Genomic DNA, 16,715 nt, shown 5'->3' with positions numbered 1-16,715 from the left:
AAAATCTTTGCGAACTTTGCGTAAACCTTAGCGCACTTTGCGGTAAAAAAACCTTCGCAATTAAAAAACACAAAAGGATAAAAAACGAAAATGCGGCCAACCACGACCGCATTTTCTCTCAATTATAGGTAACTAACCAAAATAAACCATGAAATAGTCTATTATCTTTATGCTGCAAAAAACTAAAAGTGATATCTTTTAAACGCTTCAATAGCCGAATAATCTGCTAAACCTAAGCTGTGATATTTTTCTGCAGTCAATCTATTTCTATCTTCAACTCGAACCCAAAACTCCCTGCTATCATCACCTTGAAACATAACGCCGTCTTTTTGAGACTGGTGATAAAAAATAGCATGTCGTTTCTTTAAAACCTGGTCAGGACTCATTGGTACTGCCATGTCAATTTGGTACGATTCCCATTCATGCCATGCGCCTCGGTATAACCAAACCCAGCAATCATCCATAAAACTTTTGTTTTTTAGTCTTTTTAAAGATTCAAACAAACTGTCTAAACATACTTTATGAGTTCCATGCGGATCTGCTAAATCTCCAGCGGCATAAATTTGATGCGGTTTTATTCTTTCAATAATGTCACACATAATGTCGACATCTGCATCTGAAAGATTATTCTTTTTAACCGTTCCTGTTTCATAAAACGGAAGATCCAAAAAGTTTACGTTAGAATCTGGCAAACCAATGTAACGAGTTGCTCCAAAAGATTCGCTTCTTCTAATCAAGCCTTTTAATTTTCTAACTTCTAACGAGTCAATTTCATTTCCAGTTCTGTTCTGAAGAAAATCGATTATTTTATCAGACATTCTAGAATCTGGATGCAATGCTTTCGAAATTTCTGCAAACTTTAAAGCTTCAACATCTGATACGGCAATATTTCCAGAAGTCTGATAGGCTACATGAACCTCGTGTCCTTGCTCTACCAAACGGTCAAATGTTCCTCCCATCGAAATCACATCATCATCTGGATGCGGGCTGAAAATGATAATTCTTTTCTTTTCCGGCGTGGAACGCTCCGGTCTGTACGTATCATCAGCATTGGGTTTTCCGCCCGGCCATCCCGTGATGGTTTGCTGCATTTTATTGAACATTTTAATATTCAAATCGTATGCAGTTCCTTCTTCCGTCAAAAGACTCGACATTCCGTTGTCGTTATAATCTTTGTCCGTCAGTTTCAGGAAAGGTTTCTTCGTCAACTCACTTAACCAAGCCACCGCTTTTAATTTTAATTCATCTGTCCAAACACAAGACTTTACCAACCATGGTGTTTTTACTCTTGTTAGTTCAGACGAGGCTTCTGTATCTAGAACAAATGTTGTGTTGTTATGCTCTTGCAAATACGTAGCTGGAACTTGCGAAGAAACTCCCCCTTCGATTGTCTTTTTTATAATTCCTGCTTTACTGATTCCCCAGCCTAGCAAAACAATTCTTTTTGCATTTCTAACGGTTCCAATTCCCATTGTTATGGCTTTTCTTGGAACATTGTCAATTCCTAAAAAAGAAGAAGCCGCATCGACTCTCGTGATATGATCCAAAGTAATACTTCTGGTTCCTGAATTCACATGAGAACCTGGCTCATTAAACCCAATATGTCCTGTTCTTCCGATTCCTAAAAGCTGAAAATCTAATCCGCCGTACGATTTAATTTTCATCTCATAATCGATGCAATATTGCTGTAATTCCTCGGCACTCACCTGCCCGTCTGGAATATTTATATTTTTAGGAAGAATATTTACATGATGAAATAAATGTTCGTGCATAAAATGATAATAACTCTGAATATCATTTTTATCCATCGGATAATATTCATCTAAGTTAAAAGTCACCACATTTTCAAAACTCAAACCTTCCTCTTTGTGCATTCTAACCAATTCTTCATATACCTTAATTGGCGAAGAACCTGTAGCCAAACCTAAAACACAAGGTTCGTTTAGCTCATTTTTTCTCTGAATTAAATTGGCAATTTCTTGCGCAACAAGTAAAGAAGCTTCTTGCGACGATTCGAAAATAACATTGTGAATTTTCTCAAAACGAGTTTCTTCAAATTTCCCTGCTTCTCTAAAACCTATATCTTCTTTAATCATTTGCCTTGTCATTTAATTTCTAAAATAAAAGTAGAATTAAATTATCCGTTCCACTCAAAAATTCGACTAATAACGACTGCGCTTCGGCAAAAGACAAAATAAGATGTGCTAAGTTATTTTAATACTTCGCAAAGAAGCATTTATTCAATTACCCCAATTTCAGCAATTGAAACTGCCTGCCCTTTTCCTACAGCAGCTGTAGCAACAAATCGTAAAAATCTTGCTTTTACCGCAGTAAAACTCTTAAGCTGCTCAATTGGATTGTGTTTGATGTTAGAGAATTCTCCTTCTGATTGCTTTGTCCAAGTAATATTATCTTCGCTAGTATAGAATTCATAATTCGAAATCAAATTCAAATTATTTCCAACTTGCTGTGGCGTGTATGTAAAGCCTTTTATTTCTCTTGCTTCGCCCATATCGATAATGATTGCTTGAGGCAGTTTGTTTTGATCATTTCCAAATCCCCAATCGGTATTGGCATCTCCGTCAATAATTCTCTCAACCGATTTATCATCTCCGCTTGAAATAGAAATTACGCTCCATTTTTCTTTAGAAACACCATATTTGGCTGTTCTAATTGCACTATTAATTTTTTCTTTTGTATTTCTCGAAATGGCTTTAATTTCTACTGCTTTATTATATAGGAATGGCGCTTTGTATAAAGTACTTTTTTCTGAAGGATTTTTTCCGTCAAGCGAATAATAAACTGCATTGCCGCTTTCCGATCTAATCGTAACCAAACCATTTTTATCACGAAGAATTTGAGGTTCCTTAATGAAAGTCGGAGCATTATAAGCTTCAATTGTACTGATTACAAATCCTGCTTTAGCATCTAAAATATTAACTCTAATTGCAGAAGCTGTGACACGATCTAAACGAAGAATTCTTTTGTAACCAATTGTAGTTTCGTTGGCAATCGTTTTCCATTGTCCGTCCACTTTTGCTTCAACAGAAAATTCTTTTACACGTTGCCCAAGCTTGATATATTCTTGAAGCAAAATTCTATTAATTGCAGTTGGCTTTTTAAATGTAAATTCAATTGTAGCTTGTTTTACTTTATCGTCTGTTGCCCAATACGTATTTTTATTTCCATCAATTACATTTTCAGGTCCGAAATTAGAATCGACTGCTCTTGTGTTTGAAGCTTGAACTTTTGCTCCTGCTAATAATTCGGTTTTAAAATCTGCTTTAATTGTAGCAACCAATTCTTTCAATCTCGCTTCGTCATTTTCATGAACCAAACCGCGAGTATCAACAGGAAGATTTAATAATAAAGTGGCATTACGTCCAATCGATTCATAATAAATATCGACCATTTCGTCAAGCGAACGAACCTTATCGTCTTCAACCGAATGATAAAACCATCCCGGTCTGATCGAAACATCGGCTTCGCCAGGAACCCATTTTTCCCCGTCTTCATGTCCAGACATGAATTCGCTGTAATGCACTTTTCCAGCCAACTCATCTTTTTGGCGTAATAACGACCAATTGGTTTTTCCTGCACGCCCTTCTTCGTTTCCAATCCATCGCGCTTCTGATGGGCCAACACCCCAAACTAGCGTTTTTGGTGCGATATCGTAAATCAATTTATACGTTTCATCCCAATTGTAATAAGTCAACGAATTGATTTTTCTGGTTTCGTTTGCACCGCCATAATAACCATCTCCGCCATTTGCACCGTCAAACCACATTTCGAAAACATCTCCATAATTCGTCAATAATTCCTTTAACTGATTTCTGAAATACGTTATATATTCAGGTTTGCCGTATTGCGGATGATTTCTATCCCAAGGCGAAAGATATAATCCGAGTTTTAAATCGTATTCTTTACAAGCTTCGGCCAATTCTTTAACCAAATCCCCTTTTCCATTTTCCCAAGGTGAATTCTTAACTGAACGTTCTGTGTAAGCTGAAGGCCATAAACAGAATCCGTCATGGTGTTTAGCGACCAGAATAATGCCTTTCATTCCGGCTTCTTTTACCACGCGCGCCCATTGACGAACATCTAATTGTGATGGATTAAAAAGTTCTGGCGACTCGTCTCCGTAACCCCATTCTTTATTGGTAAATGTATTTAATGAAAAGTGCACAAAAGCATAAAATTCCATCTCCTGCCAATCGATTTGTTTCTGTGTGGGAAGCGGTCCAAAAGGCTTTGGTGCATTAGCGAATTCCTGACTTGAAGCATTAGAAATCACACCCAAAAGACATAAGGAAAGGAATATTTTTTTCATTGCTGATCTGCTTTAAAATGGTCTATAAAGCATAAATGTAGTATAAATTGAAATCTTTCGAATAGAATTTCGACCAACAACATTTTTTAAAGCGTTTTGGTCAAAAGTGGATTTTTAGTATATATATCTTATCGAGAATTAGGTCAAACTTTTTGTCTTGATTCTAAAAATAGAAATCAGAATAATAGATAAAATCACAAAGGACAGTAAAACAAAAAATCCGTTTATAATTGCCGTTTGAAAACCTAATTGGGTTGCATCTATAAAAGGGTACGGATAAAATTCGGTTGCAAGTCCGTGAAACAAAGTGTAAATGATATAGATAATTGGATAAATCAGCCAAGATGAAATAACTTTAAAAGAGATCTTTTCTGGACTTACAAAAAACAGCCAGAAAAAGAAAAATAGAACAGGCACAACGGTATGGAAAATTTCGCTTACAATAAGATGATGTCCTTGTAAATCTAAAACTGGACGAAGGAGCAAATTAAAAACAATTCCGACAATCAATATATAAACTGTAATTGCCGTAATAGTAGTACATTTTCTAAAGAAAGCATTTGCCGAACTTCTTCCTCCAAATAATAACAAAGCACTGCAAATAATAACGATTGTATTTGTTGTAATGGTAAAGAAACTAAAAAAGCGGACTGCTGCACTGAAAAAAGTAAATTCAGGATTTTTTAGCAGCAAATAAAACTGTACAGGTAAGGCGTATAACTCTAGGGCAAAAATAATACCCAGCAAAATCTCCCCTTTAATTTTTGTGGTATTTTCTCTTTCCATATTTCGCTAAAGTCAGATTACTAAAATAAGGATTTTATTCGAAATATTCACAGCACTCTTTTCTGTTTCTCACTCTCAGCAATAGTTTTTTCAAGCCTTGACAGTTGTGTTTTTTCCTGTTTGGCACTCATAATCCAATGAATTATCACTTTTTTATAAGAAGGCGCTTGCTTCTCAAAATATTCCCAAGCGATTTTATTGTTTTGAAACTGTTTTTCGTAAACTTCTAACAGCGGAACTGGTTCTTTTTCGTGCGAATAAATTTTAGACTTATTTTCAGTTCTAAAACTAAATGCTTTCAAACCAGCATCTGTCATAAGTCCAGCATTAGTCAAATCTTCCATCTTCTGAATATTAATAGCACTCCAAATACTTGACGGTTTTCTCGGAGTAAAACGAATCGTATAACTTTCGGCATCAATAGATTTTCGAACGCCGTCAATCCAGCCAAAACAAAGCGCCTGATCAACCGATTCTGACCAGCTCATAGAAGGCTTTTTACTTGTTACTTTATAAAAACCAACCAAAAGTTCATTTTCATTTTGATGGTTCTTCTCAAGCCATTTTCTAAATTCTAATTGATCTGCGAAGAAAGTTGGTGTCATTTTGTTTTTTTTCATAAATGTATAAAGAATCTCGCAAAGACGCTAAAGCGCAAAGTTTATTAAAAAAAACAAACCATATAAGTAATTTAAGTTCAATTAAGTCAAAACTTAAATTACTTACATAACTTATATGGTTTAAAATTTTTGCAACTTCGCGACTTTGCGAGCAACAAGTCTTGCATTTATATTAAGTATCACAGGTCACATTATCCCAATCTTGATCCATATAATGAATCAGCCAATTGAGCGCATATTGTCTTTCGTAAACAATTCCTGGATTAATGTTTTCTATTTGTCTTCCATTAATCCTTTCGTCTACACAGGCCCAATTGTATCTGTAATACAAATCTGCAGCATCTAAAATTTCTTTTTTAGAACGAACTTCATGAACTGTATTAATAAATTCAAAAGGATCTTTGTCTTTTGCAACAGGATAATTTTCTTCACTAATATTTCCGAGATCGCAAAATTCATTTGGAAAATCAAGTGTATCGAATTTTTTCAAAGCCCACATTAAAGTCCAAATACCCTCGCATTTCCAAGTTTCATAGCTTTTTTTGTCATCCGTTGGATTCGCCAGAAACTCTTTTTCGCCTTCTGTTACAAATTCCCAAAGTTTATAATTCTGTAAATAATCAACAGCTTCTTCAGACGAAATGGTGTTAAAGGCAACTAAATTCGTCACAGCCAAAACACTCACTCTTTCGGCTATTTCTTTTGCTGATCGAATTGTAGTTTCTCTTTCCGATTCAACACAAGGCAAATGCTTATTGATTTTTACATTTTCTTTTTCAAGAATTTCTTCGTTTTGAGCTTTTCTTTCTATTTGATCTTCGTCTAATTCTGTCTGATCATTGTCAAAATATTCCGAATTTATATTAACCTTTAATTCTTCAATTTCACATCTTCCTTCTGTATCAATAATTAGATTTAAATCTTTATCTAAAAAATGTTGCGTTTCAGATTTACTTATTATAGTTTTTGGCTGAACAAATAAAACTGCATCAAATTCCTTTGCAAGATCGGCTATAATAATGTCTAATTCTTTCAATTCTCCCTTGTCTTCACGAATCGAAAATTCAGAATTTAGTGTTTGTATTTTATGAAGAAATAATTCTTTTACCTTTTCATTTTCAGTAGGTAACGAATCTACAAAACCATACAAACCTTTCAAATTTGCAGTTAATTCAGAATCGTCTATTTGTGGAATTTGATAAGAAGGAATAGCTCTTTCTCTGTAAAAAATAGTTACTTTTTTTGATGGACTTAAAATTCCACCTTTCACTTCAAATTCAAGGTTTTCACCATTAGTAGAAAAAACACCTTTAGGTACATGAGAAAGAAATATTTGTTTGATTTTTTCCAGTCCTAAATGATGCGAATAAATTGTACAAATCATTTTTCGGCTTTTATGTTATTAGGGCAAATATAAGTTTAATTCTACAAGAATAATAAATATTCTAAATGAGCAAAAAACAAAAAATCCGCATCTATTTTGAAACGGATTTTGATTGTTTGTATTATTTCGCTCCTCTGGAGCTTTATTCTTATGTGAGACTCATTTTTCTATAAATATTTCGCTCTCCCAGAGCTAAAATTGAAATCGAATAATTATCTAAAACAAAGCTTCGGAGAAGCTTAATATTTATAGAAATCCACCTCATTACAGAATAAAAGCTCCAGCGGAGCGACATATAAAATTAATTAACATTTATCTGAATCGTTGAAACCGAAATTCCATTCCCTGCTGTCGCTTTCAACTTAATATTCTCTTTCTTCCCATTAGACTGGATAATCGCAATACATTTCCCATTAAACAATTTACAAAAATTAGCTTTAAACGAATCCAAATTGGCTTGATAACCATTATCAACACCAACTAATTTTCCTCCGCCAGAAACTTCAAAATTGATTAAATCCATGGCATTTGGAACTAAATTTCCGTCTTTATCAGTCATAGAGACGGTTACGTAAACCAAATCGTAAGTATCATTTTTGATTGCAGTTTTATCAGCTTGCAAATCTAATTTAGAAGCTTCTCCTGCAGTTCGGATTACTTTCTCTAAAACTACTTTTCCGTTCTTTCTTGAAACAGCTTTTAATGTTCCTGGTTCAAATTTTACACGCCAAAAAATATGCAAATCATCATTTTGTTTGGTTTTTTTTCCTAAAGATTTTCCGTTTAAGAATAATTCTACTTCATCAGCATTATTGTAATAGGCCCAAACTTCTACTTCTTGATCTTTTTTCCAGTTCCAATGCGGTAAAATATGCAGAACTGTTTTATTCGACCACTCGCTTTGATACATATAATAAACATCTTTTGGAAGTCCGGCTAAATCGACGATTCCGAAATAAGAACTTCTTGCAGGAAAAGGATACGGATCTGGTTCTCCGATATAATCAAAACCCGTCCAGATAAAAGTCCCTGCCATGAAATCCTGTTTTTTGATTGTTTTCCAGTTCTCTTCGTGGGTTGCTCCCCAATACGATTTTACCTGATCGTAAGCCGAAACGGTCCAATCTGCATTTCCGTCAAACGGAGCACCATGTTTTGTTGGCCAAGCTTTAATTCCGTCAGGAAAATCATAATGTCCACGCGTTTCTAAAGCCGAAACACTTTCGGATGCTAATATCTTTTGCCCTTTAAATTTCGTTGGAAAATCTTTATAATCTTCATGTTTGTAATTGAATCCCAAAAGATCCAAAGCTCCCGATTGGTAAATGAAGTTTTTCTCAATTACATTTTCCGTCAAAGCCGAAGTTACGGGACGAGTTGCGTCTAATGATTTTACTATTTTAGCCAATTCTCTGGTAATTGCAATTCCAGTCGAATCAAATTGTTCTCTGATTTCGTTTCCAATACTCCACATCATAACCGACGGATTATTACGGTCTCTTTTGATAAAATCTTCTAAATCCTGTTTGTGCCAAGCATCCCAATCTTTGTGGTAATCGTTGGTTACTTTTTTCTTTTTCCAAACGTCAAAAGCTTCGTCCTGAACGATGAACCCCATTTCGTCGCACAATTGCATCATTTCCAAAGAATGCGGATTATGAGACATTCTGATAGCGTTTGCTCCCATTTCTTTCATTAAAGCTAGTTTTCTGCGAACCGCATGAATGTTTTCTACCGCACCCAAAGCGCCATTATCGTGATGCAGACACACGCCGTAAATTTTAGTTGGAACTCCATTTAATGAAAATCCTTTTTCGGAATCAAAATTGAAATATCTAAATCCAAGCGGTGTTTCATAATTGTCAACCAATTTCGATTTCTCATACACTTTAGTGATAACTTTATACAAATACGGATTCTCTGTACTCCACAATTTTGGCTGTTTTACTTCTAAATCATGAAACTTTTTTTCTGATGTTTTAGCACCGATTTTTTCTGTTGAAGTATAATTGGCAACTTCTTTATTTTCTGCATTTACAATCGAAGTAACGAGTTTAAATTCTTTTTCCGAAGCATTATCATTATCAATGGTAACTTCTAAATGTATTTTTGATTTAACTGTCGAAACTTCAGGCGTAGTAACATAAGTTCCCCACTTTCCTACGTGAAGTTTTTCGCTTGCAACCAAACGTACATTTCTATAAATCCCTGAACCCGTGTACCATCTGGAATTGGGTTGAGCATCATTATCAACTTTTACTACAATAATATTTTCTTTTCCGAAGTTTAAATACTGCGTTAAATCATAACCAAAAGAAATATAACCATTTGGACGAATTCCTAAAGATTTTCCATTTATGAAAACTTCACTGTTTTTAAAAACACCGTCAAATTCAATCGAAACTGTTTTGTTTTTCCAATTCGCAGGAATTTTAAAAACTTTGCGATACCAGCCTTTTCCTGCCGGTAAAAATCCTTGTGCTTGTTTGGTTTTACTGTCTTTATCAAAAGTTCCTTCAATACTCCAATCGTGAGGTAATTGAAGGGTTCTCCAATCAGAAGCATTAAAATTGGCATTTATTGCTTCGGGATAATCTCCTAATTTGAAGTTCCAGTTTTTGTTAAAGTCTTCGACAATTCTGGCTTGTTTTTGTGCAAAAACTGATACCGAAAACAATAAGACAATTGTAATTTTTTGAAATATGTTTTTATGTTTTATCATAAATATGTTTTTTATTCTATCTTAATTTCTACTTCGTTTTTGTCAGGCTGAGCGAAGTCGAAGCCCACGCAAACTAAGTCGACAGTCTTTGTCGAGCTTCTTGTGGAGATTTCTCCTTCGTCGAAATGACAAACTAAACTTGGTATAAACTTTATGCGGGCTTCAATTTCGCTCAGCCTGACAAACCTACTAAACCTTTGTCACTTTGTTACTTTGTCACTTTACCTCTTTGAACTTCAAAAAACCTATTGAAATTCAAAATTATCCAACATTAATCCCTTCAAATCATCACCTTCCAACGTAATTTTATACGTTCCTGCATTAATATATCCTCCAGACGTTGTGTTTAAAATCTTCCATTTTTCTGGCGATGGAACAAACTCAATCGTATCGTTTCGCATTAAAATTCCGTATGCATCTTCCATTTTGAATTTAACTTTTAACGGCATTTCATTTCGATTCATAAAACGGAAACGCATTAAATAAATTCCAGCAACTCCTGGTTTAACTTCAAACTCGATGCTGTTGCTTGTCTTTTTTGTGAACTCAATATAATCGGCTTTTTTGAAATTTCCTTTTTCTATTCCGGTTCCTGTTGTTTTTGCTTTTTCGGCTTCAATGATTACGACAGGTCTTGAATCGTCTTTTTCGCCCATATCATAAGTTGGAACAACGACAATTGTAGAAATTGTTTCAGCATTATGAAAAAGAATTTTCTCGCCTTTCTTTATTTTTTTAGTGAAAACATCAAACGAAATTCCGTTGCTGTTCTTCGCTTTTTCTTCTATTTTTTTATAATCTGAAAGCTCTTTTAATGTCTTTGTTTTATCTTCAACTAAAAAATAAATAGTCGATTCTTCTTTAGCGGTAAACGATCCTTTATTTTTAGAATGAGATGAAAACTGTAAATAATCTGCTCCAAAAATTTCCGAAGGCAATTCGGTAAAAACAACATCAGAATCTGAATATTGTTTTGAATTAATATCCAGCCATGAAGCTATTCTGTTGATTTTTTCATAAGAATCTAAAACTAGATTTTGAATGTTTTTTGGAGATTCTGATGCTGGTCTTGCGTGAATATCCTTTGTCGCAATTGCAATTGCCGAGATAATCGCCTGCGAAGCTTTTACATTCGGGAACGAAATCACAATTTTTCCGTTTGTGCTTTTTACTTTGAATGTTTTCTTCAATGCATTGTCATGTCCTGCTTCTGCCCAAATATCAAAATCTTTTAAAACAACATTATCGTTGATGGCCACATCAAACAAACGCCAGCCTTTGCAGTCCATTCCGCCTCCAGTTCCGTACCAAGGTTCTGTAAAATACAATTCTACCAAATATTCTCCGCTTGGCACAGGAAATTCATAACGTAGTTTATCAACTCCGTATCTAAAACTTTGAAATAATTCAGGATCTTTTGTTCCGTTTATCGGATCGAAAGTCGTTCTTTGACTAGCAAAAAAGTCTGGAAGTTTTTCAAAATTATCGGTCCATGATAGCGAACCCCAAGTATTTTGTCCGTTTTTGTGCGTATCCGTAAACCACGTATTTCCAGCAGAATCAATTAGTTCAGAACCTCCGCAATTAACTCTATAAATATAATTATAACCGCTTTTAGCTTTTGTAATATCTGCTTTATTTGTTGTTAAAGCATCGAAATTTGGCGCTTTTGGCAGATTATTTAAAATGATATAATCTTTGGCAACCGCTTTTCCGTTTACATACCCAACGGCATATAAAACATTGTATTTAATGTCGACATTATTAAACTGAAAATGCTGTCCGATTCCTGGATTTTTTAGTTTTCCTAAAGAAGATTTATTTACATCGTTGAACAATTCTACTTCATCGCAATTTGAGTAAATATCGATTCCGTTTTTGATTCCAGTTGTTTCCCAACGACTTGGCCAGGTATGCGAAACGATATATACCATCGGATTAGTTTTGTTCGAAACATAATTGGCTCGGTACATATAAAAAGCATCCAGAGGTTCGCCCCAAATCGTAAAAAGTCCTTTATAATTGACTGGCCCAACTTTGTCAATATCTCTAAATCCTTCTCCGTTTTGTACACGTCCCGGATTTTCGTGCGAAGCAAAAAGCCAGTTGAATTGTCCTGCAATTTTATCTTTTACCGATTCTGCTTCACGAACTTTAATTTCCATTAATTGAGAAAAACGGTTTTCGCTTAAAATTCCTTTTTGGTCGAATTCGCCTTCTGTATGTAAATCGGCTGAACGCCATGCGCCGTATTCGCCGTTTAATAACTGAGTCGTCATTTCTAAATGGTATTTTAACGGATCTCCGCCATACGTTCCTGACCAGTTTTGAACGACATTCCAATCTGTTCCTTCTCCACCGTTACAAGTTGTTACGATTCTTTGCGAAGCTGATAACGGATCCATTTCGCGAATAATCTGTGTGCATTCTTCAGCAAATTCTTTCGGAATAGTGCTTTCATTCTGCAACCCCCACATGACAACTGATGGGCTGTTTCTGCGTTCTTTAATCCATTCTTTTAATAAGGATTTAAAGTTTTCTTTAAACTCAGGCGTATCGTACCAAATATGTGCCGAAAACTGACTCCAAAACAAGATTCCATTTTCGTCTAATTCTTTTTGATACAATAAATTATGAGGCTGGTGCGCTTCTCTAAAAGCATTAAATCCACCTGCTTTAATTTGCTCGATTCGAGAATGAATCATTTCATCTGAAAACGAATGGCTTTTTCCAATTAAGTGTTCGTATTCGCAAACGCCGTTTATGAAAACAGGTTCATCATTAATAAAAAAACGATTGTCTTTTCCGTCACGACTAACCGGCCAGCTTACCCAGCGAATTCCATAAGACGTTGCTAACTGATCGATTATTTTTCCGTTTTCGTAAACTGAAGTTACCAATTTATACAAATACGGATTGGATGGCGACCATAATTTCGGATTCTGAATCTCAGGAAGTGTCTGAGCTATTTCTTTTGTTTCTCCTGAATTGATTTTGTTATCGCTTTTTGTAATGACAACTTTCTTTCCTGAAGCATCCAAAAGAATATTTTCGATGGTTAAATTTCGCGGTGAAGTACTGTAATTCTTGATTTCGGTTGTAGTATGAAGAATTGCTTTTTGTTTTGAAACCGATTTATCATTCCAAATATGAACACCAAACGGCTGAATTCTAACATCGTTTGTAATTACCAAAGAAACTGGCCTGAAAATCCCCATTGGCTGAGAACCTTCTGAAAATCCCCATTCTCCAGAACAGCCACCGCAAACCCAAGGTAAATCGGCAATAAAGGATGGATGCGCTGCTTTTACTAAAATGATATTTTCTTTATCGAAAGAAACCGATTTTGTAATATCTAAGGTGAAAGTAGTTCTTCCGCCTTTGTGTTCGCCCACTTTTTTACCGTTTACCCAAACTGTGGCATACGAACTTACACCTTCAAAATAGAGAAAATGTTGTTTTGAACTCTCTTTTTTATCAAGTTTTAGCGTTTTTTTGTACCATGCAGTACCATGTAAATTTCCATGTTTTGTTCTTCTGAAACCATAATACTGATCCCAATTGTGAGGCACACTAACCTTTTGCCAATTGGAATCAGTTTTTGGATTTTCTACAAAATCTTCTTCTTTCAGCGGAAGATTATCCAGTATTACGGTTTCCCAAGACGAATTCAGCGAAATTTCTTTACGAAACTTCCCCGAATCTTTGCTCTGACTCCAAACAAAGCAAAGGCTTGAAAAAAAACAAAAAATAAAAAAAACTATTCTATTCATATTTTTAAAACCATATAAGTGATTATAAGGCTGTTTAAGTTATCTTGATAACAGACCTAACATGTTTTAAAAACCTGTTAGGTCTAATCACGTTTACTTCGAGCAAACCTGACGGGTTTTAAAAACCCGTCAGGTTTAACTTTACGTTTATTCGCGTGAGGGATTGAGGCGGTATCCTTTTATGAAGCGGAGCGGAATAAAAGATATAGCCGAAAGCCCGATTCGCCAAGGCGAACACGCCCAAATCATTCTTAATAAAACAACCAGTCAATAGCTGCTTTTTCTCCTGCATCAATATACCCAACATCACGTGGTGTTATGGTTTGATCTGCATCGATAAAACCTAAAATCAATACTTTTCCTTTTCCTAAATCTAATTTATTCTCTCCTGGCTGAAAAGTATAAGTATGAATGTTTACACGTGGTAAATCTTTTAAATTCATTGCACTTGCCAGAATCACTTCGGCTTGACCGTGCGCATTTCCTGCAGCATCGGTTTCTAAACTTGGCGGTAATAAAAATCTCTTCTGATCTGAATTGAAATACCCAACCACTAATTTAACCGCTTTTGTATTTCTAAACTTCAAATGTGTTCCTTTTTCGTTTTGATCATTTTCTACGAACGAGAATCCTTTTAGGTTTTGAAGTTCAGGAGCAATTTTAGTTAACTCAGAAATATCTGTTCCGTAGACTTTTGTTCCCGGTTTTACTAAATACGTTCCCGGTTTTTCGTCGATGAAAGTTACTTCAGCTGTTTTCCAAGGTTTCCCTTCTTTGGTTTCGATCTTACCATCTTTTGAAGATTTTAGCTTCTCAAGATTTCTTTTAAAATTAGCCAATTCACGCTCGTAATGCGGTAATAATTCAGCCCAAGTTTTGTTGTTTCCGTCGTCTCCTCCAATCGGAATTCGACGTTGAGCCGTCTGCATACTGTTGGCATAGTAATAGGTATCTTTTGTTAGTTTTACCAATAACTCATAGTATTCGATACTTTTTTCTAAATGAGGCATCGCTTTGTCTAAATCGGCAATATCGTTTGAATAACTGTATCTTAAAACCAATAGAGCAGCTTTTACTTTTTCTGAGAAGAAATCAGCAAACGCTTTATACGCATGAATATCATTTCTAAGGCGTTCAAATTCTTCTTTATCCTTGGTTACGCTGGCTTCAGCTTTGTCAATTGCTTCGACAGCCAATCTTCCGTGTTCGGTAATTTCGGCAATAATCTGAGTTGGAAGTTCGCCAGAATGTGGTTCTTTGTTCCATTCTTTTTTAGCATATTCCAAAAGCAATTCTCCTGCTGGTCCACAAGATTCATGGAATCCTGGATAAACTCTCCATTTTGACGGATTCACCAATTGGCTTTCGAACATTCCTAGCAATAAGGTTTGACGGTTTCCTTCTGTGATTCCGAAACGTCTTAAGGTTTTTGGCGCAATTTCTCCCGTTTCTTCGTAAGCTTTTAAAATATTATTTGCTGCTTCCTGAGTCGTTCCGAATTTCGCAGCTAAATCATTATCCCAAAATTTAACTTCTTCGTTTCGATCTCTTTTGCTGTCCCAAGCGTATCTTGCCCAAGCTTTGTACCAAATCCAGTCACGATCCATTTCTAATAAACGTTCTCCTGATTTTGTTTTATCTGCTGAATATGGCCAATCCCAATAAGATGCCTGCGGATATAAGTGTAATGCATTTGCTCCGTGAACGCTGTGCATCGCTTTTACTGTTTTTTGGATAAAATCTGGCGAACCATATCTAAAAGGTTCTAAATTGGCCAAAATATGAACATTCTCAATATGAATTGATTTAAGAGAACTCAACTGTTTATGCGTTTCTCCCCAAGGTCCGCCCGGCGTATAAGTCGTTAACGATTCTCCTGTATATTTACTTTCTGTGTAAAGGTTTTTGTATAATGGCAATGACTTTTCCATTACCAAAGGCCCATCTGTATCATGAGAACGAAGAATAATTGGCGGCTCGTCTGTTCTTCCCAATGCTTTTAATCCGTCCTGAACTCCTGGAATAATCGTTTTGGTAAACCATTCTACATCATCATCAATCGTGTTGATAGCTTCTCCTAAACAAACTAACAATCCCACGTTTGGATATTTTTCGATAAATGCAGCAATAGATTTTCTGGTGTAATCAGATAATAACGGTGTTATCGGTCTTGAACGATCCTGAGTTTTAATGTTATAGTGCTCTGCAAAAGGCTTAGAAACAATAATATTGTAAAACATCTGAATGACCCAAATTCCTCTTTTGTTCGCTTCGACCGTTAAGAATTTATAGATTTCTTCGTTCTTTTTGAAATCTTCGTCGCTTACCTCAACCGCAAATGGATATTCTTTCAATTTTACCAAAGAAGCAAAAGGGTGTCCGTTCCATAAATACAGCGAGTTCATGCGGTTTTCAACCAGCATATCTAAATATTTTACCCATAAAGCTTTATCGTAAAACCATGGAAAAGTTTCTGGCGTGTACGGATATTCATAAACATCGCGTCCTGGAAGATAAACCGGTTTTTGCATTCCGATGCAGGCTCCACGCAAAACCATTTCCGGACTGTCTTCAATATTAATTTCTGAAGGAAGTTTTCCTGAAGCTTTAATTTTATCTGTTAATTCCAAAGCTCCGTATAAAGTACCAGAAGCATCTGTTCCTTCAACATAAATTACATTATTTTGAGTACGAATCTGAAAACCTTCTTTCTTAGTTAATTTGCTATCATCGATTTTAACGCTTTTTGCATTTTTCTTCCAGAAATCAGTTCCTTTTTCTCCAATTACAATTATTTTATCTTTTGACTTTTTGAATTTATCAGAAGAAGTTACACTGAATCCTTTTGCTGAAAGTGTTTCAGATAATTTCTCTGCTCCAAATTTTGCTCGTGGCGAACTCGGATCACTAACAACAGTGATGTTTTGCGCTGTCGCGAAAGAGACATAAAAACATAAAAAAAGTAATTGTAAATATTTCATAGTATGCTGTTTTTGGGTATTCATTCTAAAAATAATCTGCTAAATCTGCCCGATCTGCGTGAAGAATATCTCTCGCAGATTTAGCAGACTCGGCAGATTTATAGTGAAAAAATGTGTTG

The 16,715-nt window shown here is 35.3% G+C and carries 8 protein-coding genes; all 8 read right to left on the bottom strand.

All coding sequences use genetic code 11. The annotated features are described in order from the left end of the window. Positions 1-182 precede the first annotated feature (182 nt). The 8 genes from nagB to SOM12_RS13705 all read right to left on the bottom strand — a co-directional run bounded on the left by nagB (position 183) and on the right by SOM12_RS13705 (position 16,596). A complete protein-coding gene (nagB, locus tag SOM12_RS13740; RefSeq protein ID WP_320493834.1) occupies positions 183-2,096 on the bottom strand; it encodes a glucosamine-6-phosphate deaminase in 1,914 nt (637 codons plus the stop codon). A gap of 140 nt (positions 2,097-2,236) precedes the next feature. After that, positions 2,237-4,330, bottom strand: coding sequence for an alpha-L-fucosidase (locus SOM12_RS13735; protein ID WP_320493833.1), 2,094 nt, complete (start codon positions 4,328-4,330; stop codon positions 2,237-2,239). 138 nt (positions 4,331-4,468) lie between these two features. Beyond that, the gene (locus tag SOM12_RS13730; protein ID WP_095930364.1) at positions 4,469-5,116 is read right to left on the bottom strand and encodes a Pr6Pr family membrane protein; all 648 of its coding nucleotides are present in this window, start codon (positions 5,114-5,116) and stop codon (positions 4,469-4,471) included. 47 nt (positions 5,117-5,163) lie between these two features. Beyond that, positions 5,164-5,721, bottom strand: coding sequence for a YdeI/OmpD-associated family protein (locus SOM12_RS13725; RefSeq protein ID WP_320493883.1), 558 nt, complete (start codon positions 5,719-5,721; stop codon positions 5,164-5,166). 187 nt (positions 5,722-5,908) lie between these two features. Continuing rightward, the gene (locus tag SOM12_RS13720) at positions 5,909-7,120 is read right to left on the bottom strand and encodes a DUF4272 domain-containing protein (protein ID WP_320493832.1); all 1,212 of its coding nucleotides are present in this window, start codon (positions 7,118-7,120) and stop codon (positions 5,909-5,911) included. 301 nt (positions 7,121-7,421) lie between these two features. Then, positions 7,422-9,842 (bottom strand): sugar-binding domain-containing protein, encoded by a 2,421-nt coding sequence (locus tag SOM12_RS13715; protein WP_320493831.1) that lies wholly within the window; start codon positions 9,840-9,842, stop codon positions 7,422-7,424. 245 nt (positions 9,843-10,087) lie between these two features. Then, positions 10,088-13,615: a malectin domain-containing carbohydrate-binding protein gene (locus tag SOM12_RS13710; RefSeq protein ID WP_320493830.1), complete on the bottom strand. Its 3,528-nt coding sequence runs from the start codon at positions 13,613-13,615 to the stop codon at positions 10,088-10,090. A 251-nt stretch (positions 13,616-13,866) separates the two neighbouring features. Further along, on the bottom strand, positions 13,867-16,596 hold the full coding sequence (locus tag SOM12_RS13705) for an alpha-d-galacturonidase (protein ID WP_320493829.1): 2,730 nt from the start codon (positions 16,594-16,596) through the stop codon (positions 13,867-13,869). Between the last annotated feature and the right edge of the window lie 119 nt (positions 16,597-16,715).

The sequence above is a fragment of the Flavobacterium sp. CFBP9031 genome (assembly GCF_034044945.1).
Taxonomy (GTDB): Bacteria; Bacteroidota; Bacteroidia; order Flavobacteriales; family Flavobacteriaceae; genus Flavobacterium.
This window is presented reverse-complemented; position numbering and strand designations above follow the sequence as displayed.

What these genes read in the sequence shown, in the direction of transcription:
- nagB (WP_320493834.1), bottom strand. Translation starts at nt 2,096, where the DNA reads ATGATTAAAGAAGATATAGGTTTTAGAGAAGCAGGGAAATTTGAAGAA.
- SOM12_RS13735 (WP_320493833.1), bottom strand. Translation starts at nt 4,330, where the DNA reads ATGAAAAAAATATTCCTTTCCTTATGTCTTTTGGGTGTGATTTCTAAT.
- SOM12_RS13730 (WP_095930364.1), bottom strand. Translation starts at nt 5,116, where the DNA reads ATGGAAAGAGAAAATACCACAAAAATTAAAGGGGAGATTTTGCTGGGT.
- SOM12_RS13725 (WP_320493883.1), bottom strand. Translation starts at nt 5,721, where the DNA reads ATGACACCAACTTTCTTCGCAGATCAATTAGAATTTAGAAAATGGCTT.
- SOM12_RS13720 (WP_320493832.1), bottom strand. Translation starts at nt 7,120, where the DNA reads ATGATTTGTACAATTTATTCGCATCATTTAGGACTGGAAAAAATCAAA.
- SOM12_RS13715 (WP_320493831.1), bottom strand. Translation starts at nt 9,842, where the DNA reads ATGATAAAACATAAAAACATATTTCAAAAAATTACAATTGTCTTATTG.
- SOM12_RS13710 (WP_320493830.1), bottom strand. Translation starts at nt 13,615, where the DNA reads ATGAATAGAATAGTTTTTTTTATTTTTTGTTTTTTTTCAAGCCTTTGC.
- SOM12_RS13705 (WP_320493829.1), bottom strand. Translation starts at nt 16,596, where the DNA reads ATGAAATATTTACAATTACTTTTTTTATGTTTTTATGTCTCTTTCGCG.